At 53.5% G+C, this 22,035-nt stretch carries 22 protein-coding genes; 14 read left to right on the top strand and 8 right to left on the bottom strand.

The genetic code is table 11. The features are described 5' to 3' along the window. Nucleotides 1–12: 12 nt before the first annotated feature. The 3 genes from upp (at nt 13) to OGY67_RS00325 (ending at nt 2,822) form a co-directional block, all read left to right on the top strand. Nucleotides 13–639, top strand: coding sequence for a uracil phosphoribosyltransferase (gene upp / locus OGY67_RS00315; RefSeq protein WP_003835110.1), 627 nt, complete (start codon nt 13–15; stop codon nt 637–639). Nucleotides 640–735: 96 nt separating this feature from the next. Further along, on the top strand, nt 736–2,025 hold the full coding sequence (uraA, locus tag OGY67_RS00320; protein ID WP_003835107.1) for a uracil permease: 1,290 nt from the start codon (nt 736–738) through the stop codon (nt 2,023–2,025). Nucleotides 2,026–2,120: 95 nt separating this feature from the next. Beyond that, complete coding sequence (locus OGY67_RS00325; RefSeq protein WP_211924219.1) at nt 2,121–2,822, top strand: DnaA inactivator Hda; 702 nt, start codon at nt 2,121–2,123, stop codon at nt 2,820–2,822. A 35-nt stretch (nt 2,823–2,857) separates the two neighbouring features. Here OGY67_RS00325 and arsC read toward each other — a convergent pair whose 3' ends face one another. After that, the gene (gene arsC / locus OGY67_RS00330; RefSeq protein ID WP_003037937.1) at nt 2,858–3,217 is read right to left on the bottom strand and encodes an arsenate reductase (glutaredoxin); all 360 of its coding nucleotides are present in this window, start codon (nt 3,215–3,217) and stop codon (nt 2,858–2,860) included. 122 nt (nt 3,218–3,339) lie between these two features. Further along, a complete protein-coding gene (bepA, locus tag OGY67_RS00335) occupies nt 3,340–4,803 on the bottom strand; it encodes a beta-barrel assembly-enhancing protease (protein WP_286573077.1) in 1,464 nt (487 codons plus the stop codon). A gap of 226 nt (nt 4,804–5,029) precedes the next feature. On the opposite strand from bepA, the gene OGY67_RS00340 reads away from it, so the two are divergent. The 4 genes from OGY67_RS00340 to iadA all read left to right on the top strand — a co-directional run bounded on the left by OGY67_RS00340 (nt 5,030) and on the right by iadA (nt 8,558). Continuing rightward, the gene (locus OGY67_RS00340; protein WP_286573079.1) at nt 5,030–6,094 is read left to right on the top strand and encodes an AI-2E family transporter; all 1,065 of its coding nucleotides are present in this window, start codon (nt 5,030–5,032) and stop codon (nt 6,092–6,094) included. Between the two features lie 166 nt (nt 6,095–6,260). Beyond that, nucleotides 6,261–6,920 (top strand): nucleoside recognition domain-containing protein, encoded by a 660-nt coding sequence (locus OGY67_RS00345; protein WP_032944189.1) that lies wholly within the window; start codon nt 6,261–6,263, stop codon nt 6,918–6,920. A gap of 1 nt (nt 6,921) precedes the next feature. After that, nucleotides 6,922–7,383, top strand: coding sequence for a YjiG family protein (locus OGY67_RS00350; protein ID WP_003835099.1), 462 nt, complete (start codon nt 6,922–6,924; stop codon nt 7,381–7,383). Between the two features lie 11 nt (nt 7,384–7,394). Next, complete coding sequence (iadA, locus tag OGY67_RS00355; RefSeq protein ID WP_079935146.1) at nt 7,395–8,558, top strand: beta-aspartyl-peptidase; 1,164 nt, start codon at nt 7,395–7,397, stop codon at nt 8,556–8,558. Nucleotides 8,559–8,665: 107 nt separating this feature from the next. Here iadA and bcp read toward each other — a convergent pair whose 3' ends face one another. Both bcp and OGY67_RS00365 read right to left on the bottom strand, forming a co-directional pair. Next, on the bottom strand, nt 8,666–9,136 hold the full coding sequence (gene bcp, locus OGY67_RS00360; RefSeq protein ID WP_286573081.1) for a thioredoxin-dependent thiol peroxidase: 471 nt from the start codon (nt 9,134–9,136) through the stop codon (nt 8,666–8,668). After that, nucleotides 9,136–9,708: a glycine cleavage system transcriptional repressor gene (locus OGY67_RS00365; RefSeq protein WP_003037954.1), complete on the bottom strand. Its 573-nt coding sequence runs from the start codon at nt 9,706–9,708 to the stop codon at nt 9,136–9,138. The genes bcp and OGY67_RS00365 overlap by 1 nt, the downstream gene beginning before the upstream one ends. Nucleotides 9,709–9,853: 145 nt before the next feature. On the opposite strand from OGY67_RS00365, the gene dapA reads away from it, so the two are divergent. The 6 genes from dapA (at nt 9,854) to ypfH (ending at nt 16,402) form a co-directional block, all read left to right on the top strand. Then, complete coding sequence (dapA, locus tag OGY67_RS00370) at nt 9,854–10,732, top strand: 4-hydroxy-tetrahydrodipicolinate synthase (protein ID WP_003037957.1); 879 nt, start codon at nt 9,854–9,856, stop codon at nt 10,730–10,732. Between the two features lie 16 nt (nt 10,733–10,748). Next, nucleotides 10,749–11,783 carry an outer membrane protein assembly factor BamC gene (bamC, locus tag OGY67_RS00375; protein ID WP_286573083.1) on the top strand — a complete coding sequence of 345 codons (1,035 nt, stop codon included), beginning with the start codon at nt 10,749–10,751 and terminating at the stop codon, nt 11,781–11,783. 110 nt (nt 11,784–11,893) lie between these two features. Continuing rightward, nucleotides 11,894–12,607, top strand: a complete 714-nt coding sequence (gene purC, locus OGY67_RS00380) for a phosphoribosylaminoimidazolesuccinocarboxamide synthase (RefSeq protein WP_003835086.1) — start codon at nt 11,894–11,896, stop codon at nt 12,605–12,607. Nucleotides 12,608–12,735: 128 nt separating this feature from the next. Continuing rightward, the gene (gene ypfJ / locus OGY67_RS00385; RefSeq protein ID WP_032944186.1) at nt 12,736–13,599 is read left to right on the top strand and encodes a KPN_02809 family neutral zinc metallopeptidase; all 864 of its coding nucleotides are present in this window, start codon (nt 12,736–12,738) and stop codon (nt 13,597–13,599) included. A gap of 15 nt (nt 13,600–13,614) precedes the next feature. Then, nucleotides 13,615–15,630 carry a tRNA(Met) cytidine acetyltransferase TmcA gene (locus OGY67_RS00390; protein ID WP_286573085.1) on the top strand — a complete coding sequence of 672 codons (2,016 nt, stop codon included), beginning with the start codon at nt 13,615–13,617 and terminating at the stop codon, nt 15,628–15,630. Between the two features lie 73 nt (nt 15,631–15,703). Continuing rightward, on the top strand, nt 15,704–16,402 hold the full coding sequence (gene ypfH, locus OGY67_RS00395) for an esterase (protein WP_057066931.1): 699 nt from the start codon (nt 15,704–15,706) through the stop codon (nt 16,400–16,402). Between the two features lie 103 nt (nt 16,403–16,505). On the opposite strand, the gene OGY67_RS00400 is transcribed toward ypfH, so the two are convergent. The 3 genes from OGY67_RS00400 to OGY67_RS00410 are packed head-to-tail and all read right to left on the bottom strand — an operon-like array spanning nt 16,506 to nt 18,221. Beyond that, complete coding sequence (locus OGY67_RS00400) at nt 16,506–16,706, bottom strand: YpfN family protein (RefSeq protein ID WP_003835080.1); 201 nt, start codon at nt 16,704–16,706, stop codon at nt 16,506–16,508. 27 nt (nt 16,707–16,733) lie between these two features. After that, entirely contained in the window at nt 16,734–17,861 is a 1,128-nt protein-coding gene (gene dapE / locus OGY67_RS00405) for a succinyl-diaminopimelate desuccinylase (RefSeq protein ID WP_003037976.1), read from the bottom strand. 3 nt (nt 17,862–17,864) lie between these two features. Next, the gene (locus OGY67_RS00410) at nt 17,865–18,221 is read right to left on the bottom strand and encodes an ArsC family reductase (protein WP_003835078.1); all 357 of its coding nucleotides are present in this window, start codon (nt 18,219–18,221) and stop codon (nt 17,865–17,867) included. A gap of 389 nt (nt 18,222–18,610) precedes the next feature. Between OGY67_RS00410 and ypfM the strand changes: the two genes are divergently transcribed. Further along, nucleotides 18,611–18,670 carry a protein YpfM gene (gene ypfM / locus OGY67_RS00415; protein WP_001386977.1) on the top strand — a complete coding sequence of 20 codons (60 nt, stop codon included), beginning with the start codon at nt 18,611–18,613 and terminating at the stop codon, nt 18,668–18,670. 75 nt (nt 18,671–18,745) lie between these two features. Here the strand turns inward: ypfM and acrD are convergent, their stop codons facing one another. Continuing rightward, nucleotides 18,746–21,859 carry a multidrug efflux RND transporter permease AcrD gene (gene acrD, locus OGY67_RS00420; protein ID WP_079935150.1) on the bottom strand — a complete coding sequence of 1,038 codons (3,114 nt, stop codon included), beginning with the start codon at nt 21,857–21,859 and terminating at the stop codon, nt 18,746–18,748. Nucleotides 21,860–22,035: the final 176 nt, after the last annotated feature.

Genomic DNA, 22,035 nt, shown 5'->3' on the forward strand with positions numbered 1-22,035 from the left:
AAGGAGAAGAGTATGAAGATCGTGGAAGTCAAACACCCACTCGTCAAACACAAGCTGGGACTGATGCGTGAAAACGACATCAGCACTAAACGCTTTCGTGAACTCGCCTCGGAAGTTGGCAGTCTGCTGACTTATGAAGCAACCGCTGGTCTGGAAACCGAAAAGGTGACCATTGAAGGCTGGAACGGTCCAGTTGAAGTTGACCAAATCAAAGGCAAAAAAATCACCGTTGTGCCTATCCTGCGTGCGGGTCTGGGCATGATGGAAGGCGTTCTGGAAAACGTTCCGAGCGCGCGTATCAGCGTTGTTGGTATGTACCGTAACGAAGAGACGCTGGAGCCGGTTCCGTATTTCCAGAAGCTGGTTTCTAACATCGATGAGCGTATGGCGCTGATCGTTGACCCAATGCTGGCAACCGGCGGCTCTGTTATCGCCACTATCGATCTGCTGAAAAATGCAGGCTGCACCAGCATTAAAGTGCTGGTCCTGGTTGCAGCACCGGAAGGTATCGCGGCACTGGAAAAAGCGCACCCGGATGTGGAGCTGTACACCGCCTCCATCGATCAGGGACTGAACGAGCACGGATACATTATTCCGGGGCTCGGCGATGCCGGCGATAAGATTTTTGGTACTAAGTAAACGAATAAGTGAAAAGAAGCCGACTTTAAGAGTCGGCTTTTTTTTGAATAAAACAACCCAATGGCTAATAACAAACAACACTCAGAGGAAAACACTATGACGCGCCGTGCTATCGGGGTGAGTGAAAGACCGCCGCTTTTACAGACAATCCCGCTTAGTTTGCAGCACCTGTTCGCCATGTTTGGCGCAACGGTACTGGTGCCAGTCCTGTTCCACATCAACCCGGCTACCGTTCTGCTGTTTAACGGCATTGGTACGTTGCTGTATCTCTTTATTTGTAAGGGTAAAATTCCCGCATATCTGGGTTCCAGCTTTGCCTTTATTTCCCCGGTACTGCTGCTGCTGCCGTTAGGGTATGAAGTGGCGCTGGGCGGTTTCATTATGTGTGGCGTCCTGTTCTGCCTGGTTTCTTTTATTGTTAAGAAGGCAGGAACCGGCTGGCTGGATGTCATGTTCCCGCCTGCGGCGATGGGCGCAATCGTTGCCGTCATCGGTCTGGAGCTGGCTGGCGTTGCTGCGGGTATGGCGGGGTTACTGCCTGCTGAGGGGCAATTACCGGATTCGAAAACCATCATCATTTCTATGGTAACGCTGGCGGTAACCGTATTTGGCTCTGTATTGTTCCGCGGTTTTATGGCGATTATCCCGATTCTGATCGGGGTGCTGGCCGGTTATGCGCTTTCCTTCGTGATGGGCGTTGTGGACACTACGCCGATTGCGCAGGCCCACTGGTTCGCGCTGCCGACGTTCTACACGCCGCGTTTTGAATGGGTTGCCATTCTGACCATCCTGCCAGCGGCGCTGGTGGTCATCGCCGAACACGTCGGGCATCTGGTGGTGACGGCGAATATCGTGAAAAAAGATTTGATTCGCGATCCTGGCTTGCATCGTTCTATGTTTGCCAACGGTCTGTCTACGGTAATCTCTGGTTTCTTCGGCTCTACGCCGAACACCACGTACGGCGAAAATATCGGCGTAATGGCGATTACCCGCGTTTACAGTACCTGGGTTATCGGCGGTGCGGCAATTTTCGCCATTCTGCTCTCCTGCGTGGGTAAACTGGCGGCGGCGATCCAAATTATCCCACTGCCGGTTATGGGCGGCGTATCACTGCTGCTGTACGGTGTGATTGGTGCTTCTGGTATTCGCGTACTGATCGAGTCGAAGGTTGACTATAACAAGGCGCAGAACCTGATCCTGACCTCGGTTATTTTGATCATCGGCGTAAGTGGCGCGAAAGTTCACATCGGTGCCGCAGAGCTGAAAGGCATGGCGCTGGCGACCATCGTTGGTGTCTGTCTGAGCCTGATTTTCAAAGTTATCAGCCTGCTGCGTCCGGAAGAAGTCGTGCTTGACGCGAAAGATGCAGACAGTCCGCAACAGTAAATCTCTGACCGGGCGGCAGCGCTGCCCGGTTCTATCGCGACGTATTTCTGTGTTAAACTCAACGCGATTTTATGAAATCCTGGGTTGAGGTATCTCTGAACACACCGGCACAGCTCTCTTTGCCACTTTATCTTCCTGACGACGAAACTTTCGCAAGTTTCTGGCCGGGGGATAACTCCTCTTTACTGGCTGCACTGCAAAACGTGCTGCGTCAGGAACATAGCGGGTATATTTATCTCTGGTCGCGTGAAGGCGCTGGCCGTAGTCATTTGCTGCATGCAGCCTGTGCGGAACTGTCCGCGCGCGGCGATGCGGTAGGCTACGTGCCGCTCGATAAACGCACCTGGTTCGTCCCCGAGGTGCTCGACGGGATGGAGCATTTATCGCTGGTTTGCATTGATAACATCGAATGTGTGGCCGGTGATTCGCTGTGGGAAATGGCGATCTTTGATCTCTACAACCGTATCCTGGAGTCGGGGAAAACGCGTTTGCTGATCACCGGCGATCGTCCGCCAAGACAGCTGAATCTGGGGTTGCCGGATCTCGCCTCACGCCTGGACTGGGGGCAAATCTACAAGCTACAACCGCTTTCCGATGAAGATAAGCTGCAGGCGTTGCAATTACGCGCCAGACTTCGTGGATTTGAACTGCCGGAAGATGTGGGACGTTTTCTGCTAAAGCGTCTGGATCGTGAAATGCGAACGCTGTTTATGACGTTGGATCAGTTAGATCATGCGTCGATCACCGCCCAGCGTAAGCTGACCATTCCGTTCGTAAAAGAAATTCTGAAGCTGTAAGCGCCGCAGCCGAGAAGACTGCGGCAGGTTGCAGGTTAACCGACGATTTCCAGTACCTGCTCAGGCGGGCGTCCAATTCGAGCCTGACCTTTGGCAACCACAATCGGGCGCTCCATCAGTTTCGGGTTTTCCACCATTGCCTGAATCAGCGCATCTTCACTCAGATTTTTGTCCGCCAGGTTAAGCGATTTATAGAGATCCTCTTTCTGGCGCATCAGTTCACGCGCGCTGGACATACCGAGCATTTGCAGCAGTTCGCGCAGGGTCGCTGCGTCAGCCGGCGTTTCCAGATACAACACCACTTCCGGGTCCACGCCGTTGGACTTCAGTAATTCCAGCGTTTCACGGCTCTTGGAGCAGCGTGGGTTATGGTAGATTTTAATCGCGTCTGACATGACTTCTCCTTGCATAACAATACTGCCGGATGGCGGCCAAAAGACCTTATCCGGCCTACATTTTGCGTCTGACGTAGGCCGATAAGACGCTACAGCGTCGCCATCCGGCAAGGGTTCGATAATTACATTTTCGTGTACGGTTTAAAGCGTTCTTGCAGCTGGCGTAGCTGGTCAATACGGGCATCGTATCTGGCCTGCTGCTGGCTACCCAGTTTCACCTGAGAGCTTGCGCTGCTGAGCATCGAAATAGCCTGATCCAGACGTCCCGCGAGGGCATACCCCTCCGCGCGCGCCGCCAGCTCCTGATCGCGGTTGCTCAGGTTGGCTTCTGTTTGCGCTAACAGATCCCAGCCGTTAGGGTCATCTTTATGGTTAAACGTATAGCGATTCAGGATGGTCGCCGCCTCTTTGGCTTGTCCACCCTGTAAATAGGCATTCGCCAGGTTGAGCTGCAGAACCGGGTTAGTGCGCAGGTCGCGGGCGTTTTTCAGGCGGTTAATGGCATCACTGGTTTTCTTCTGGCCGAGATCGATATCTGTTGCCAGGTCGAGATACCAGGCATTGTTAGGATCCGCCGCCAGCAGCGGTTGCAGCGCTTTACGCGCCTCGTCGTATTTACTGGCTTCCATCGCCTGCAATGCCCGGCCATACTGCGCCGCACGTTGCTCACGTACGTTGCCTTTCGACCAGCTACTCAGCAGGTCATCGGTCAACTGGTTACGACCAGAGTTGTACATGCCTAAGGTTCGTGTCTTAGCCAGATAAAAATCTTCTGACGACTGGACGACCACCGGGCGCATCTGGTTGGCGCGGTTACGGGCATCAGACAGACGGCTTTCCGGCAGGGGGTGAGTCAGCAAAATTTCCGGCGGACGCGAAGAGTAACGAGCCTGGTCGAGCAGTTTTTCCAGGAACGTTGGCATGGCCTGGGGATCGAATCCCGAGCGTTGCAGTACCTGAATACCAATGCGATCTGCTTCCTGTTCGTTTTGCTGCGTAAAGCTGATCATTCCCTGACGTGTACCCGCCAGCGTACCGGTCAGCGCCGCCATACCCGCCTGCGGGCTGGCCATTGCTAATAAAATTGAACCTAATGCGCCAACCCACGTTAGCGGTGCGCTACGTTTCTGGTCTTCCATGGCACGCGCCAGGTGGCGTTGCGTGACGTGGGAAATTTCGTGCGCCATAACCGATGCCAGCTGGCTTTCGTTGTCGGAATAGCGGAATAGTGCGGAGTGCAGGACAACGTTGCCGCCAAAGAAAGCAAAGGCGTTGATTTCATCGTTGTTAATCAAAAAGAAGGTGAAGGGCGTTTTTACCGAGTCGGCGTGCGAGACCAGACGCATCCCCAGTGCATTAATGTATTGGGTGAGCAATGGATCGTTAATTAATGGCGCACTGCCGCGCAGTTGGCGTACGTAATAATCGCCCATCTGCATTTCCTGTCCTATGGAAAGCGTACTGCCTGCCGACGTTCCCATATCAGGCAGGGTGTCCGCAGTATCAGCAAATGCGGGCGCAACCTGACCGATAGTCAGTGCGGCAATGAGGGTAGCAACCAGGTTTTTTTTCAACTGCCTGAACATAACCTCTGTCCTGTATTCTTTTTTGAGATAGCCATTTGACCGATGCTGTGAAGTATCGTTCACACTCTGCAAGCTTACGGAGTGTAACTGCGAAACCTGACGATGAACACCCAGGAAAAATGTCTTTTCACTTTGCGTAATCAGCCATAAAAAGCGAAGTCTTTTTTGTGACATTTCGATACAATTCGGGATCGCAATCCCGCTATTGGGTTCATGGAAGGGTTTTATGCTCGAAATGTTGATGCAATGGTATCGTCGCCGCTTTAGCGACCCCGAAGCCATCGCCCTGCTGATTATTCTTGTTGCCGGTTTTGGCATCCTGTTTTTCTTTAGCGGTCTTTTGGCGCCGCTGCTGGTCGCCATTGTGCTGGCGTACCTGCTTGAATGGCCGACAGTGCGGCTGGAACATATTGGGTGTTCACGGCGTTGGGCGACATCGATTGTGCTGGTGGTGTTTGTCGGTATTTTACTGCTGATGGCCTTTGTGGTGATGCCCGTTGCGTGGCAGCAGGGAATTTACCTGATCCGCGACATGCCCGGCATGCTCAATAAATTGTCTGATTTTGCCGCCACCTTGCCACGACGTTACCCGGCGCTGATGGATGCGGGCATCATTGATGCGATGGCGGAAAATATGCGCTCGCGAATGCTCACCATGGGCGATTCGGTGGTGAAATATTCGCTGGCCTCACTGGTCGGTTTGCTGACGCTGGCGGTTTACCTGGTTCTCGTCCCATTGATGGTGTTCTTCCTGATCAAAGATAAAGGACAGATGCTGAACGCCGTGCGCCGGGTGCTGCCGCGTAACCGCGGGCTGGCGGGGCAGGTATGGAAAGAGATGAATCAGCAAATCACCAACTATATCCGCGGGAAGGTGCTGGAAATGGTGGTGGTCGGCGTAGCAACCTGGCTCGGCTTCCTGCTGTTTGGTCTCAACTATTCGCTGCTGCTGGCGGTGCTGGTCGGGTTCTCTGTGCTGATCCCGTATATCGGCGCTTTTGTGGTGACGATTCCGGTGGTTGGCGTGGCGCTGTTCCAGTTCGGGCTTGGCACCGAGTTCTGGAGCTGTTTTGCTGTGTACCTGATAATCCAGGCACTGGACGGCAATTTGCTGGTTCCTGTGCTGTTCTCCGAGGCGGTCAATCTGCATCCACTGGTGATTATTCTCTCCGTGGTGATTTTCGGCGGTCTGTGGGGATTCTGGGGCGTATTCTTTGCGATTCCTCTGGCGACGTTAATCAAAGCGGTAATGCATGCCTGGCCGGATGGTCAGGTCGTTGACGAATCCTAATCTGCAAGATCCGGCGATATCATGTCGCCGGATCTGAACTTGTCTGACCTCTATCCACACTTTCTGAATAATCTCTTCTGCTGTCGTTTTTCTCCGCGTTTGTCTTTAACTTGACCATCGTGATGTCTTTTAGTCACACAAGGATTAAGGCCAACAGGAGAACAAAATGGGTCACAGCACACACACGCAGCAAAAGGTGGGATGGGGCGGTTATCTCGCTTTTTTTATTACGATTATTCTTTTTTCCGGCATGTTTGCGAAAAGTACCGAATGGTGGCGGGTCTTTGACTTCACCGTCCTCAACGGTGCGTTTGGGCAGATTAATGCTGCGGGCGACACGGCAGTCTCTTTTCGTGGCACTGGGGGGATGGGGGCAAAAGACGGCTTCTTATTCGCGCTTGAACTGGCGCCTTCCGTCATTCTTTCGCTCGGGATTATTTCCGTCACCGAAGGGTTGGGTGGGTTGCGCGCGGCACAACAGCTGATGACGCCGGTCCTGCGTCCGTTACTGGGCATTCCGGGTATTTGTTCGCTGGCGTTGATTGCGAATTTGCAAAATACCGATGCCGCGGCAGGGATGACCAAAGAAATGGCGGAAGAGGGCATTATCACAGAGCAGGAACGCGCAATTTTTGCCTGCTGGCAAACCAGCGGCAGCGCGTGCATTACCAACTATTTTTCTTCTGGCGCAGCGCTGTTTACGATGGTGACCGTTCCGGTGATTACGCCGCTGGCGGTGATCCTTGTCTTCAAATTTGTGGGCGCGAACCTGTTGCGTGTATGGATCGCGCAGCTGGAAAATCGCCGTATGCAGCAGGAGGCGTGAGATGACAACACAGGTACGTAAAAACGTCATGGATATGTTTATCGATGGCGCACGGCGCGGGTTTACCATTGCAACAACCAGTCTGTTACCTAACGTGGTGATGGCGTTTGTGATTATTCAGGCGCTGAAGGTGACAGGGCTGCTCGAGGTTGTCGGGCGGGTATGCGAGCCGGTAATGGCGCTGTGGGGGCTGCCGGGGGAATCTGCCACTGTGCTGCTGGCAGCGGTGATGAGTATGGGAGGCGGCGTCGGCGTGTGCGCCAGCCTGGTTGTCGCCGGTACGCTTTCGGGACATGATGCCACGGTGTTGTTACCGGCTATCTACCTGATGGGCAATCCGGTGCAAAATGTGGGCCGTTGTCTGGGGACCGCGGGGGTTCATCCTCGTTATTACCCGCTAATTATTGCGGTATGCGTCATTAATGCGCTGCTCTCTATTTGGGTTATGCAGGTTATTGCCTGACAAGGAAGGTTATGAACTGTTCAATTCTTGATTTGACGTTGTTCCAGCAGGGACACGTGTATGCGCCGGAAGATTTAGGGCGACAGGATATACTGGTCTCCGGCAGCAAAATTGTTGCCATCGCCCCGTCAATTTCTCCTGAAGACTTTCCCGGTTGCGAGTGTATCAATCTTGACGGCGCGATTGTGTGCCCAGGATTTATCGATCAACACGTCCATCTTATTGGCGGCGGCGGGGAGGCGGGGCCGCATACCCGCACGCCGGAAGTGCGCTTGTCACGGCTGGTTGAAGCTGGCGTCACGTCGGTGGTGGGTTTGCTGGGTACCGATGGCATTACCCGTCACCCGGAATCGCTGCTGGCAAAAACCCGCGCGCTGGAGTTTGAAGGCATCAGCGCATGGATGCTGACCGGGGCGTATTCTCTGCCTTCCCCGACTATTACCGGCAGTATCGATCGCGATGTAGCGCTGATCGATAAAGTGATTGGTGTGAAATGTGCGGTTTCGGACCATCGTTCTTCAGCCCCGGATACCTCGGCGCTGGCAAATATGGCGGCGCAGTCGCGTGTCGGCGGATTGTTAGGGCGCAAACCGGGGATCAGCGTTTTCCATATGGGCGACAGCCCGCGCATGCTGGAACCGTTGTACCAGATCCTTGACTGTTGCGATGTGCCGATTACTAAACTGTTGCCGACACACGTTAACCGTGCGGAACCGCTGTTCCAGGCGGCGCTGGAGTATGCCCGTAAAGGTGGTTATATCGACATTACCAGCAGCATTGATGAGCCCGTCGACCCGGCCACGGCTATCGCCACGGCGCTGCGCCAGAACGTGCCGCTGTCGCGCATTACCCTTAGTTCGGATGGCAACGGCAGCCAGCCGGAATTTGATGAGCTTGGCAATCTCACCGGCATCGGTGTCGCGGGGTTTGAATCACTGGCTGAGACGGTGCGCCAGTTGGTGAAGATTCATGCCATACCGCTGGAACAGGCGCTGTGTCCGCTGACGCGTACGGTCGCAGAATTTTTGGCACTGGAGCATAAAGGGCGTCTGGCGGTGGGATGCGATGCGGACATTCTGGTGCTCAACGACGCGCTGGAAGTTCATCACCTGTGGGCGAAGGGAAAAGCCGTAGTCAGGGAGCAGAAAGCGTGTGTGAAAGGGACGTTTGAGTAACCGGGCAGTCATCTGCCGGATGTCGACGCTAACGCGTCTTATCCGGCCTACGCGCGTGCATTTGTAGGCCGGATAAGGCGTTCACGCCGCCATCCGGCATTTCACGGTCAGGCGTTCTCTTTCAGCCAATTCATTACCACGTCGTGGTGGTTACTGGTTTTGAAGTCATCAAACACATGCTCAATTTTTCCTTCGACATCAATCAGGAAGCTGATGCGGTGGATGCCATCGTAGGTTTTGCCCATAAATGACTTCTCACCCCAGACGCCGAACTGCTCGCAAACCTGATGATCTTCATCGGACAGGAGCGTGAAATTCAGGACTTCTTTCTCCGCGAATCGGGAAAGCTTCTCTGGTTTGTCAGTGCTGATCCCCAGCACTTCAACACCCGCTTTTTTTAACTCATCCATGTTATCGCGCAGGCCGCAGGCCTGTACGGTACAGCCGGGTGTCATGGCTTTCGGGTAAAAATAAACCAGAACACGCTGTCCCTGGAAGTCGGTTAAATTTACTTGTTCTCCGTCTTGATCCGGCAAGCTAAATTTCGGTGCGATATCACCGGCTTTCAGTGGGTTCATTACTTAACTCCATCCTGTTCATCATGCTGTGAGTAATTGACGACGTTAATACTGCCTTGCGCATTGAGTTCTGTACAGAGTGCTTTAAACGCATCTTCAATATTTGCCGAATCATGTGACGCAGGACTATGTGCGGTAATTTGAATAAACAACTGCGCCGCCTTTCCATTCTCAGCCGGTTGCGTGCGTGAAACCAGTTCCGCAATATTCATTTGGTGGCTGTCAAACAGAGCGGTGAAACGTTCAATCAAATGGGGAGAATCAGGGACATCGACCTGCACCCATACCGTAGCAGGCATCGCCGGACGGGGGCGCGCGGTCGTGCGCTTCATCACAATGAGTAAATCCAGCTCTGCGCCTTTTAATGGCAGGGTTGATTCAATCAGGGTGATGGCATTCCAGGTTCCCGACAGCAACATGATAAACGTGAACTCATCACCCAGCATGGCCAGTCGGCTGTCTTCGATATTACAGCCGCAACTGCTGACATGACGCGTGATGGTGTTCACAATTCCTGGGCGATCGGCACCCAGCGCAGTAATGACCAGATAGTGTTGCGATGACGATGTCAAACCTGTTCTTCCTTTGAGCGGTGAGGTAATCATAAGGAAAGCATAAAAAAAACATGCATACAACAATCAGAACGGCTCTGGTCGCTTGCTTTTATTGTCGTACCAAACGTACCATTGAGACACTTGTTTGCACAGAGGATGGCCCATGTTCACGGGAAGTATTGTCGCGCTTGTTACGCCGATGGATGAGAAAGGTAAAGTCTGCCGGTCGAGCCTGAAAAAACTGATTGATTATCATGTCGCCAGCGGCACCTCGGCGATCGTTTCTGTTGGCACCACCGGTGAGTCCGCCACCCTGAGTCATGATGAACATGGCGATGTGGTGATGATGACGCTGGAACTGGCTGACGGGCGTATTCCGGTGATTGCCGGAACCGGCGCCAATGCGACCGCGGAAGCCATTAGTCTGACGCAGCGTTTCAACGACAGCGGTGTTGTCGGCTGCCTGACGGTGACGCCTTACTACAACCGCCCAACCCAGGAAGGTTTGTTCCAGCATTTCAAAGCCATCGCTGAGCATACTGACCTGCCGCAAATTCTGTATAATGTGCCGTCCCGTACTGGCTGCGATATGCTGCCGGAAACCGTTGGTCGTCTGGCGAAAGTTAAAAATATTATCGCTATTAAAGAGGCCACGGGGAACTTAAGTCGCGTTCACCAGATCAAAGAGCTGGTTTCGGACGACTTTATTCTGCTCAGCGGTGATGACGCGACCGGACTGGATTTTATGCAGCTCGGTGGTCATGGCGTGATTTCCGTAACGTCTAACGTTGCGGCACGTGATATGGCTGAAATGTGCAAACTGGCGGCAGCCGGGCAATTTGCCGAGGCGCGGGTGATTAACCAGCGTCTGATGCCGTTACACAACAAACTATTTGTCGAACCCAATCCTATCCCCGTGAAATGGGCGTGTAAGGAGTTGGGACTTGTGGCGACCGATACGCTACGTCTGCCGATGACGCCAATCACGGACAATGCTCGTGAAATCGTCAAAGCGGCGCTTAAGCATGCCGGTTTGCTGTAAAGTTTAGGGAGATTTGATGGCTTACTCAGTACAAAAGTCGCGCCTGGCCAAGGTTGCGGGTGTTTCGCTTGTTATGTTGCTCGCGGCCTGTAGCTCTGACTCGCGCTATAAGCGCCAGGTGAGCGGTGATGAATCCTATCTGGAGGCCGCACCGCTTGCTGAGCTTCATGCTCCAGCTGGGATGATTTTGCCGGTTATGTCGGGCGACTATAATATCCCGGTAACCAACGGCAGTGGTGCCGTGGGTAAAGCGCTGGATATTCGTCCACCGGCTCAGCCGTTAGCATTAGTCACCGGTGCTCGCACACAGATCGCGGGTGATACGTCGACATTACTGGTGGAAAACGGTCGTGGCAACACACTGTGGCCGCAGGTCGTTAGCGTCATTCAGTCTAAAAACTACACGATCACCAAACGTGATGATGCCAGCCAGACGTTGACCACCGACTGGGTTGACTGGAACCGTCTGGATGAAGACGAGCAGTACCGTGGACGTTATCAAATCTCGGTTAAACCGCAGGGCTATCAGCAAGCGGTAACGGTGAAACTGGTTAACCTCGAGCAGGCGGGTAAACCCGTAGCCGATGCGGCATTAATGCAGCGTTACAGCGCTGAGATGATGAACGTTATCTCTGCTGGTCTGGATAAGAACGCCACCGACGCCGCGAATGCCGCGCAGAACCGCTCTGCAGCCACCATGGATGTTCAGAGCGCCGCCGATGACACCGGTTTACCAATGCTGGTGGTACGTGGACCGTTCAACGTGGTGTGGCAGCGTCTGCCGGCAGCGCTTGAGAAAGTGGGGATGAAGGTAACCGACAGCACCCGTTCTCAGGGCAGCATCGCGGTGACCTACAAACCACTGTCCGATAGCAACTGGCAGGAGTTGGGCGCAAGCGATCCGGGTCTGGTATCCGGCGACTATAAACTGCAGGTCGGTGATTTAGACAACCGCAGCAGCTTGCAGTTTATCGATCCGAAGGGGCATACCCTGACGCAAAGCCAGAACGACGCGCTGGTCGCCGTCTTCCAGGCAGCGTTCAGTAAGTAAAAATAAAGGGCTGGATAACTCCAGCCCTTTTTTCTGATATGATACGCAAACGTGTGCGTCGGCAGAAAAACGCAATATTTATCGTTAATTCACACCCAGGAGTAATAAAGATGCAAAAGCAAGCTGAGTTGTATCGTGGTAAAGCGAAGACCGTATACAGCACGGAAAACCCGGACCTGTTGGTGCTCGAATTCCGCAATGATACGTCAGCAGGGGATGGCGCGCGCATTGAACAGTTTGACCGTAAAGGCATGGTGAACAACAAATTCAACCATTTCATTATGACTAAACTGCAAGAAGCGGGTATTCCTACCCAGATGGAGCGACTGCTTTCTGATACCGAATGTCTGGTGAAAAAACTGGAGATGGTACCGGTTGAATGTGTGGTACGTAACCGCGCGGCAGGCTCTCTGGTTAAGCGTTTAGGCGTTGAGGAAGGTATTGAACTGAATCCGCCGCTGTTTGATCTGTTCCTGAAAAACGATGCTATGCACGATCCAATGATTAACGATTCCTATTGCGAAACTTTTGGTTGGGTGAGCAAAGAGAATCTGGCACGTATGAAAGAGCTGACCTACAAAGCTAACGACGTGCTGAAAAAGATGTTTGATGATGCTGGTCTGATTCTGGTCGACTTCAAACTTGAGTTTGGTTTGTATAAAGGTGAAGTGGTCCTGGGTGATGAATTCTCACCGGACGGTAGCCGCCTGTGGGATAAAGAAACGCTGGATAAAATGGACAAAGATCGCTTCCGCCAGAGTCTGGGCGGCCTGATCGAAGCCTATGAAGCCGTCGCGCATCGCCTGGGTGTGAAGTTAGACTAATCTTCCCCTGAGCCGGCGATCGCTCTCCGGCTCATTAACCCCACCTGATTTGATTACTATTTCTTATGGTAATCCTGTTCCGAACCGCCTACGATCATCATCATAATGAATAAAAAGTTGAGGTGATTATGCGCTGGCAAGGGCGTCGTGAAAGTGACAACGTGGAAGACAGACGAAACAGCTCTGGCGGCCCCTCTATGGGTGGGCCTGGTTTTCGTCTGCCCAGTGGTAAAGGAGGCATCATCCTGCTGATTGTGGTGCTGGTGGCGGGTTACTATGGCGTGGATCTCACCGGGCTAATGACTGGCCAGCCGGTCTCCCAACAGCAATCATCACGCTCCATCAGCCCAAACGATGATGAAGCGGCAAAATTTACCTCGGTGATTCTGGCTACAACAGAAGATACCTGGGGACAGCAGTTTGAAAAAATGGGTCGCACCTACCAACAGCCGAAGCTGGTGATGTACCGGGGCGCGACGCGTACCGGCTGCGGCGCGGGTCAGTCCGTGATGGGACCGTTTTATTGCCCGGCAGATGGTACGGTTTACATCGACCTTTCATTCTATGACGACATGAAAAACAAGCTGGGCGCCGATGGTGATTTTGCTCAGGGCTATGTTATCGCCCATGAAGTGGGTCACCACGTGCAGAAACTGCTGGGCATTGAACCTAAAGTTCGTCAGATGCAGCAGAATGCCTCACAGGCAGAAGTGAACCGTCTTTCCGTTCGAATGGAACTGCAGGCAGACTGCTTTGCCGGTGTCTGGGGCCACAGCATGCAGCAGCAGGGCGTTCTGGAGTCTGGTGACCTGGAAGAGGCACTGAACGCCGCACAGGCCATTGGTGACGATCGTCTGCAACAGCAGGGACAAGGACGCGTCGTGCCGGACAGCTTTACTCACGGAACCTCTGAACAGCGTTTTACCTGGTTCAAACGCGGTTTTGATAGCGGCGATCCGGGGCAATGTAATACTTTTGGTAAAGGTATTTAAGATACTGAGGCAGGGATGTCCGATAACACGGCGCTGAGCGCGTTAACCGAACAAATGACCCACGAAGGGATCCGTCGTCTGCTGATTATCAGCGGCGAGGATAACTGGTGTCAGGAACAGGCATTAGCGCTACGTAGCACGTTACCCGGCGACTGGCTGTGGGTAGGGGAGCAAGCCCCTACCGAGCCGTGCTGTACGCCGCAGGCGCTAAAAACATTATTAGGGCGCGAGTTTCGTCATGCGGTTTTTGACGCAGGGCAGGGTTTTGACGCTGCGGCGTTTGCCGCCTTAAGCGGCACACTGCTTGCTGGCAGTTGGCTGGTTTTGCTGACCCCACCCTGGCATTCCTGGCACACGCATCCGGACGCGGATTCACTACGCTGGAGCGATTGTGCTGAACCTATCCCTACACCGCACTTTATTGAACACGTCAAACGGGTGATTTCCCGCGATAGACAGGCTCTGCACTGGCAGCAGCATCAGCCGGTTTCCTGTCCGCACTTTCCTGCTCGCGCAGCCTGGCACGCGGCAACCGGCGAACCCCAGCCAGAACAGGCGATGGTATTAAATCAATTACTGGCTATGCCTCCCGGTGTGGTTGCGGTGACGGCCGCACGGGGTCGGGGCAAGTCCGCTCTGGCAGGGCAACTCATAGCGCGGATTAACGGCACTGCGATTGTGACAGCGCCTGCCAAAGCGGCAACGGATGTGCTGGCGCAATTTGCCGGAGAGCGTTACCGTTTTATGGCCCCGGATGCGCTGTTAAGCAGTTCTGCAATCGCAGACTGGCTGATTGTGGATGAAGCCGCCGCGATCCCCGCGCCGCTGCTGCATCAACTGGTGGCGTGTTTTCCTCGTACGCTGTTAACCACTACAGTACAAGGCTACGAGGGAACGGGTCGAGGCTTCTTGCTGAAATTCTGTGCCCGCTTCCCCAATCTTCAACGCTATGAGTTGCAACAACCGGTACGCTGGGCGCAGGGATGTCCGCTGGAGCAAATCGTCAGCGATGCGCTGGTGTTTGATGATGAAACGTTCACGCATGCCCCATTGGGGGAGCTTCACTTCTCGGCATTTGAGCAACAGTCCTGGCATGCTAATCCGGCGCTGCCGTTAGCGGTATACCTGCTGCTTTCCGGAGCGCATTATCGCACCTCGCCATTGGACCTGCGGCGGATGATGGACGCGCCTGGTCAGCATTTTCTTCAGGCATCAACCGCTGACTCCGTAGCGGGAGCCGTCTGGTTGGTCGATGAAGGGGGACTATCCGCGGAATTAAGCCAGGCCGTCTGGGCCGGATATCGTCGACCGAGAGGGAATCTGGTTGCGCAGTCGCTGGCGGCGCACGGTGGTGACCCGTTGGCGGCGACGCTCGTCGGGAGACGGGTCAGTCGAATTGCGGTTCATCCTGCGCGCCAGCGAGAAGGTATCGGACAGCAGTTGATTATGCAGGCCCTGCGTTATTCCATGCAGTGTGATTATCTGTCCGTCAGCTTTGGTTATACGGCTGAACTATGGCGTTTCTGGCAACGCTGCGGTTTTGTGCTGGTGCGAATGGGAAATCATCGGGAAGCCAGCAGCGGCTGTTATACCGCCATGGCGTTACTTCCCATTAGCGAAGCGGGGAAACGCCTTGCCGAGCGGGAGCACCAGCATTTGCGCCGTGATGCGGAAATCCTTGCGCGATGGAACGGTGAGAGCATTCCGCTGGTCCCGCTGAAAGAGACTACGCTTAATGAGGATGACTGGGCTGAGCTGGCTGGGTTTGCCTTCGCGCATCGGCCATTATTGACGTCGCTAGGCTGTCTGAGTCGTCTGCTTGAGCACAGTGAGTTACCTCTTCCGGCCTTGCGCGGACGCATCCAGGCAAAACGTAGCGACGCCGAATTGTGCCAACAGCTCAAGATTTCTGGTCGTAAAGCGTTGCTGATCATTCAGCGCGCCGAAGCGGCGCAGGCATTAAATCAGTTAGATGCAGAGCGTGAACAACGGCTACATAATCGCATTATGCAATGGCAATTTTTTCACTAACTTCTTCAATTTCCTGGCATGGTCATTGCGGTTAAGCGGCGTAGAATGATTCTCATCAGTTAAGGAGATCGCCATGAAACATGACCATTTTGTTGTTCAAAGTCCCGATAAACCCGCTCAACAGCTACTGCTGCTGTTTCATGGCGTCGGCGATAACCCGGTTGCCATGGGCGAAATCGGCTCCTGGTTTGCGCCGCTGTTTCCGGATGCGCTAATCGTTAGCATTGGTGGAGCAGAGCCTTACGGAACGACGTCCGGACGTCAGTGGTTTTCGGTGCAGGGCGTAACAGAAGAGAATCGTCAGGAACGTGTTGACGCCATTATGCCGGTGTTTATCGAAACCGTGCGCTACTGGCAGAAGCAAAGCGGCGTTTCGCCGCAGGCAACCGCGCTGATTGGTTTTTCTCAGGGTTCAATTATGTCACTTGAGAGCATCAAAGCTGAGCCGGGGCTGGCATCGCGGGTCATCGCCTTCAATGGCCGCTATGCCACCTTGCCAGAGGCTGCAACCACCGCGACGACGGTGCATTTGATTCACGGTGGTGAAGACCGGGTAATTGAGTTATCTCATGCCGTTGCCGCGCAGGAAGCGTTAATTCGCGCCGGTGGGGATGTGACGCTGGATATCGTCGAAAATCTGGGGCATGCCATTGATGAACGCAGCATGCAGTTTGCGCTCGATCATCTGCGTTTTACCGTACCGAAGCACTACTTTGATGAAGCGCTGAGCGGCGGTAAGCCTCACGATGATGATGTGATTGCCATGATCTGATTGATCACCGTAGGCCGGATAAAACGCGAAGCGTTGCCATCCGGCACGTAATGCCCGGTGGCGCTAACGCTTACCGGGCCTACGGGACTTATCGGCCTACTAATTATTTCTTCGGTTGGTCCTTATTCGGCCAATCGTCGTCGTCATCCCATTTATCGTTAAAGTCACGATGTGGGGGAAGCTCCGGCTTGTTGGCAAGAAATTTCTTGTGATCGACGCGCTTGAGATCTTTAATCACGTTCAGCAGCACGCCTACCAGAAACACCAACACCAGAATCCACCAATATTTTGCCAGCCAGTCCATGCTCATTTCCTCTTACAGGAACACTCATCAGGCGACGAGTTGCTCCATGATACGTTGATACATACGGGCAAGCAGCTGCAGGTCGGCGGCATTAACACATTCATTAATTTTATGAATAGTGGCGTTGACCGGCCCAAGTTCTACTACCTGCGCCCCCATGCGGGCAATAAAACGCCCGTCGGACGTCCCGCCTGTAGTCAGTAACTGCGGTTTAATCTCATTATAGTGCTCAATGGCGTTCACCACTGCATCCACCAGTTTACCGCGTTCGGTCAGGAACGGCTGACCGGAAAGCCACCAGTCGACGGTATAACGCAGCTGATGTTTCTCCAGCAGCGCGTGAACCCGTGCTTTAATCATCTCATCGGTCAGCTCAGTGCTGAAACGGAAGTTGAACTGGATAAACAGTTCTCCAGGGATAACGTTGTTGCTTCCGGTTCCAGCCTGAATATTGGCAATCTGCATGCTGGTCGCCGGGAAGAATTCGTTACCCTGATCCCACTCGATCGCCACCAGTTCGTTGAGCATGGGGGCCGCGCGGTGTACCGGGTTATCGGCCAGATGCGGATAGGCTACGTGGCCCTGCACGCCGTGAATGGTCAGGTTGCAGGTCAGTGAACCACGACGTCCATTTTTCACCACGTCGCCAACGATTTCCGTGCTGGATGGCTCACCCACCAGGCAATAATCCAGTCGTTCATTACGCGCCATCAGCGCTTCAACCACCTTCACGGTGCCGTTTTTGGCGCTGGCTTCTTCGTCAGACGTTATCAAAAAGGCCAGACGACCCTGATGGTTTGGATGCTGGGCGACAAAACGTTCTGCGGCCACGACCATCGCCGCCAGTGAACCCTTCATATCGGCAGCGCCACGCCCGAACAACATGCCATCGCGAATGGTCGGTTCGAACGGTGGATTGATCCAGCGATCGACATCGCCGGCAGGCACTACGTCGGTGTGACCGGCAAATGCCAGGGTCTCACCTTTACCGCGCCATGCCCAAAAATTCTGTGTGTCACCAAAGTCCATTCGCTCAACGGTAAAACCTACCGCGCGCAGGCGTTCAATCATTAACGCCTGGCACCCGGCATCATCCGGGCTCAGGGAAGGACGGCGAATAAGCTGCTGTGTCAGCTCAATGACCGGGCACGACATAGACTACACCTCATTAAAAAACAGAGTATAACTGGATTCACTGAAACCAAGCAGCATAGGCTTACCCGGCGCGCAGAGCAATGGGCGTTTGATAATTGCTGGCATTTCAATCATCAACGCGGCGGCGGAAGCCGCATCGGTGATTTGACTGCGCGTGGATTCATCGAGTTTACGCCAGGTGGTTCCACGCGTATTGAGCAGCGCCTCCCAACCTAATTCGCTGATAAAGGACTGTAATAGCGTGTTGTCCAGACCGTCGACGCGATAATCATGAAAGCGGTAGTCAATACCTTGAGCCTCCAACCAGCGTCTGGCTTTTTTAATCGTGTCGCAATTCTTAATGCCGTAAAGGGTGATCATTTGAATCCTTATTGACGTAACTTGAATATTTATTCTTTTATTCTGTGGCAATGAATAATACATATTGTCATTCAATCGTTATAGAAAAATATAACATTGTTGAACAACAGTGAATAATGATTCCTGAAAGCTCCAAAAAATACCGTATAACTAAAAATCAGAATCTGCCTGTTTGCATCAGCCTGTTTTTCCATCAGAATTGCAAAAGTAGTAGATGATGTATGAATATTTCAAAATATTGCAGTAAGTCACATAAAATTTATGGGTATAGCGCATAGTGATCACATAAACCCCAAACACTGGAGGAATCAATCGCAACCATCGGTTAAATTGCCTTCTTTTAATGATGATGATTTCGTAGAATGCCCATAATAATAAGAGAGGTTGTTATGATTGAACGTGAACTGGGGAACTGGAAAGACTTTATCGAAGTGATGCTTCGTAAATAATTTTCTGGAAGAAATTCATATCCTGTAAAGGATAAAAAAAGGCGACTCAACGTAAGTCGCCTTTTTTGTGTCCGATTATTCTGGGCGTGGCTTCAATGGGAAGCGTCTGCGCACCAGCACAAAGAACAGGGGAACGAAGTAAATCGCCAGGATAGTGGCTGAAATCATCCCGCCCATTACGCCTGTCCCCACCGCATGTTGACCGCCAGAACCAGCGCCACTGCTGATGGTCATCGGCAGCACCCCGAAGATAAACGCCAGTGACGTCATCAGAATTGGGCGTAAACGTTGGCGACAAGCATGGAGCGTGGCGTCGAGCAGATCGTGTCCTTTCTCGTTCATCTCATTGGCGAATTCAACAATCAATATTGCGTTCTTCGCCGATAGCCCGATCACGGTAAGTAACCCGACCTGGAAATACACATCGTTTTCCAGGCCGCGCATCCAGGTCGCCAGTAGCGCGCCAATAACCCCCAATGGCACGACCAGCATGACGGAGAAGGGTACCGACCAGCTTTCGTACAGTGCCGCCAGACACAGGAACACGACCAGCAAAGAAATGGCGTACAGGGCAGGGGCCTGAGAGCCCGACAGCCGTTCCTGATAAGACATCGCAGTCCATTCGAGGCCAAACCCTGTCGGCAACTGGCGCACCAGCGATTCCATCACGTCCATTGCCGTACCGGTACTGACGCCGGGCGCAGCTTCGCCGACAATCTCGACTGCGGAGTAGCCGTTATAGCGTTCCAGACGTGGAGAACCCGTTTCCCAGCGTGAAGTCGCAAAGGCCGAGAAAGGCACCATGCCACCGTTGTTATTGCGGACGTACCACAAGTTAATGTCGTCCGGGAGCATGCGATATTTTGCTGCCGCCTGCACGTAAACCTTCTTCACGCGGCCCCGGTCCATAAAGTCATTGACGTAGCTGGAACCCCAGGCCGTTTGCAATGTGTCATTGATGTCGTCGATGGAAACGCCCAGCGCCTGGGCTTTGCGCTGATCGATATCAATTTGCAACTGCGGGCTGTCGTCCAGACCGTTATGACGAACGCGGGTAAGGGACGTGTCTTTCCCTGCCAGCTCAATGAGTTTGTCGCGCGCGGCCATTAACGCATCATGGCCCGCACCGGCGTGATCCTGCAGCTCCATATCGAAACCGGCAGAGCTTCCGAGGCCGCTGATAGCCGGAGGGCTGCTGGCGAAGACGCGGGCTTCTTTAATCTTATTAAAGGCTTTGGTCGCACGTTCGATGATGGCGAAAGAGGTTCCGGTAGTGGTGTCGCGCTCATCCCAGTCTTTTAAGCGGACAAACATACGTGCCACGTTTTGACCGTTCCCGCCAGGGCCAGAACCGACCGTGGAAAAGACTGACATAATGTTGTCTTTCTCATGGGTGAAGTAATACTTCTCCACTTCCTCAACCACTTTCAATGTTTGCTGCTGTGTGGAGCCGCTGGGCAGCTGTACCGAGGTGGTAAACATGCCGCGGTCTTCCAGCGGTAGGAAGGAGGTTGGCAGGCGCAGGAACAGGAAAACCATTCCACCGAGCAGCAGGCCGTAGATCAGTATCCAGCGCAGGCTGCGGTGCAGAATTCTGGCAACGCCTTTTTCGTAGCGCTCGGCGTTGCGATTAAACATTCGGTTAAACCAGCCGAAGAAACCGGTTTGTCCGTGATGCTCGCCCTTATGCAGCGGTTTGAGCAGGGTGGCGCACAGAGCGGGGGTCAGGATCATCGCCACCAGAACAGACAGCACCATGGCGGAGACGATAGTAATCGAGAACTGGCGGTAAATAGCCCCGGTAGTGCCGCCGAAGAAGGCCATCGGGATAAACACCGCTGACAGCACCATGGCGATACCGACCAGCGCGCCCTGGATTTGCCCCATAGATTTTCGTGTCGCTTCCCGTGGTGAGAGTCCTTCCTCACTCATAATACGCTCGACGTTTTCCACCACCACAATGGCGTCATCGACCAGCAGACCGATCGCCAGCACCATCGCAAACATCGTCAAGGTGTTTACGCTATAGCCAAAGGCGTAAAGCACGGAGAAGGTACCCATGAGGACGACGGGAACGGCGATGGTGGGAATCAGCGTGGCGCGGAAGTTTTGCAGGAACAGGTACATCACGAGGAATACCAGTGCAATAGCTTCCAGCAGGGTTTTTACCACGTCGATGATTGAGGCTTTGACAAAGGAGGTGGTTTCATAAGCCACCTTATATTCCAGCCCGTGCGGAAAATATTGTGACAGCTCGTTCAGACGGTTAATGACCAGCGTTGCTGTCGCCATTTCATTGGCGCCTGAAGCCAGCTTCACGCCCAGGCCGGAGGCAGGATTTCCATTAAAGCGGCTGAGGTAATCATACTTTTCAGCACCCATTTCGACCGTTGCCACATCGCCCAGTTTAACTTCTGAACCATCCTGGTTGACGCGTAGCGTAATGGCGCGGAATTCATCCGGAGTTTGCAGTAGCGACTGGGCGTTGATCGTCGCGTTCAGCGCCTGCTTATCCACTGAAGGTGTGCCGCCAAGTTGTCCGACGGCAATCTGCGCATTCTGTGACTCGATAGCGTCGGTCACATCTTTAGCGGTCATCTGGAAACTGTTCAGTTTGGCCGGGTCAAGCCAGATACGCATGGAGTACTGTGAGCCGTAAGCGTCAATATCTCCCACGCCGTTAATACGGCTGAGTGGATCCTGAATGTTACTGGCGACGTAGTCGGCGATGTCCTGCTTATCCATTGAGCCATCGGTGGAGACAAAGGCGATAGTCAGAATATTGGTGTCCCCGGTCTTACGCACCGTGACCCCCTGATCCTGTACCGCCTGCGGCAGTTTACGCATTGCCGATTGCAGCTGGTTTTGCACCTGCTGGACGGCCTCGTCAGGATCGGTTCCGGCAACGAAGCTCAACGTAACCGTAGCCTGACCTGTCCCGCTGCTCTGCGATGACATGTACATCAGGTTATCGAGACCGGTCATGTTCTGCTCGATAACCTGGGTGACGGTGTTTTCCAGAGTCTGAGCCGAAGCGCCAGGATAGTTGGCGGTGACCCGCACGTTTGGCGGTGCCAGATCGGGATATTGCTCAACGGGCAGTGAAAAAATAGCCAGGGCTCCTGTCAGGCACAACAGGATAGCTAACACCCAGGCAAAAATGGGGCGATCGATGAAAAAATTCGCCATTAAAAGAGGACCTCGTGTTTCTGCGTATCGTTATGGGTATGGCTTGCTTCACTTTAGCGGCAAGGTACGGGTCAAACGTGGAGAAAAAAAGAAGATAATGTAAATTATCATGCCCGTTTACAGCATACCTTTCGTGCCAACGCCGTCAGGCCTGGATCCAGACCCGACGGCGCTTT

The sequence above is a fragment of the Citrobacter sp. Cpo015 genome (assembly GCF_030333035.1).
Taxonomy (GTDB): domain Bacteria; phylum Pseudomonadota; class Gammaproteobacteria; order Enterobacterales; family Enterobacteriaceae; genus Citrobacter; species Citrobacter portucalensis.

Bases quoted from the DNA above. Each gene is read 5' to 3' on its own strand.
- OGY67_RS00410 (WP_003835078.1), bottom strand. From the start codon at position 18,221: ATGATCACCCTTTACGGCATTAAGAATTGCGACACGATTAAAAAAGCC.
- upp (WP_003835110.1), top strand. From the start codon at position 13: ATGAAGATCGTGGAAGTCAAACACCCACTCGTCAAACACAAGCTGGGA.
- OGY67_RS00400 (WP_003835080.1), bottom strand. From the start codon at position 16,706: ATGGACTGGCTGGCAAAATATTGGTGGATTCTGGTGTTGGTGTTTCTG.
- uraA (WP_003835107.1), top strand. From the start codon at position 736: ATGACGCGCCGTGCTATCGGGGTGAGTGAAAGACCGCCGCTTTTACAG.
- bamC (WP_286573083.1), top strand. From the start codon at position 10,749: ATGGCTTACTCAGTACAAAAGTCGCGCCTGGCCAAGGTTGCGGGTGTT.
- bepA (WP_286573077.1), bottom strand. From the start codon at position 4,803: ATGTTCAGGCAGTTGAAAAAAAACCTGGTTGCTACCCTCATTGCCGCA.
- ypfH (WP_057066931.1), top strand. From the start codon at position 15,704: ATGAAACATGACCATTTTGTTGTTCAAAGTCCCGATAAACCCGCTCAA.
- OGY67_RS00345 (WP_032944189.1), top strand. From the start codon at position 6,261: ATGGGTCACAGCACACACACGCAGCAAAAGGTGGGATGGGGCGGTTAT.
- bcp (WP_286573081.1), bottom strand. From the start codon at position 9,136: ATGAACCCACTGAAAGCCGGTGATATCGCACCGAAATTTAGCTTGCCG.
- OGY67_RS00340 (WP_286573079.1), top strand. From the start codon at position 5,030: ATGCTCGAAATGTTGATGCAATGGTATCGTCGCCGCTTTAGCGACCCC.
- purC (WP_003835086.1), top strand. From the start codon at position 11,894: ATGCAAAAGCAAGCTGAGTTGTATCGTGGTAAAGCGAAGACCGTATAC.
- OGY67_RS00390 (WP_286573085.1), top strand. From the start codon at position 13,615: ATGTCCGATAACACGGCGCTGAGCGCGTTAACCGAACAAATGACCCAC.
- acrD (WP_079935150.1), bottom strand. From the start codon at position 21,859: ATGGCGAATTTTTTCATCGATCGCCCCATTTTTGCCTGGGTGTTAGCT.
- iadA (WP_079935146.1), top strand. From the start codon at position 7,395: ATGAACTGTTCAATTCTTGATTTGACGTTGTTCCAGCAGGGACACGTG.
- dapE (WP_003037976.1), bottom strand. From the start codon at position 17,861: ATGTCGTGCCCGGTCATTGAGCTGACACAGCAGCTTATTCGCCGTCCT.
- OGY67_RS00350 (WP_003835099.1), top strand. From the start codon at position 6,922: ATGACAACACAGGTACGTAAAAACGTCATGGATATGTTTATCGATGGC.
- dapA (WP_003037957.1), top strand. From the start codon at position 9,854: ATGTTCACGGGAAGTATTGTCGCGCTTGTTACGCCGATGGATGAGAAA.
- arsC (WP_003037937.1), bottom strand. From the start codon at position 3,217: ATGTCAGACGCGATTAAAATCTACCATAACCCACGCTGCTCCAAGAGC.
- ypfJ (WP_032944186.1), top strand. From the start codon at position 12,736: ATGCGCTGGCAAGGGCGTCGTGAAAGTGACAACGTGGAAGACAGACGA.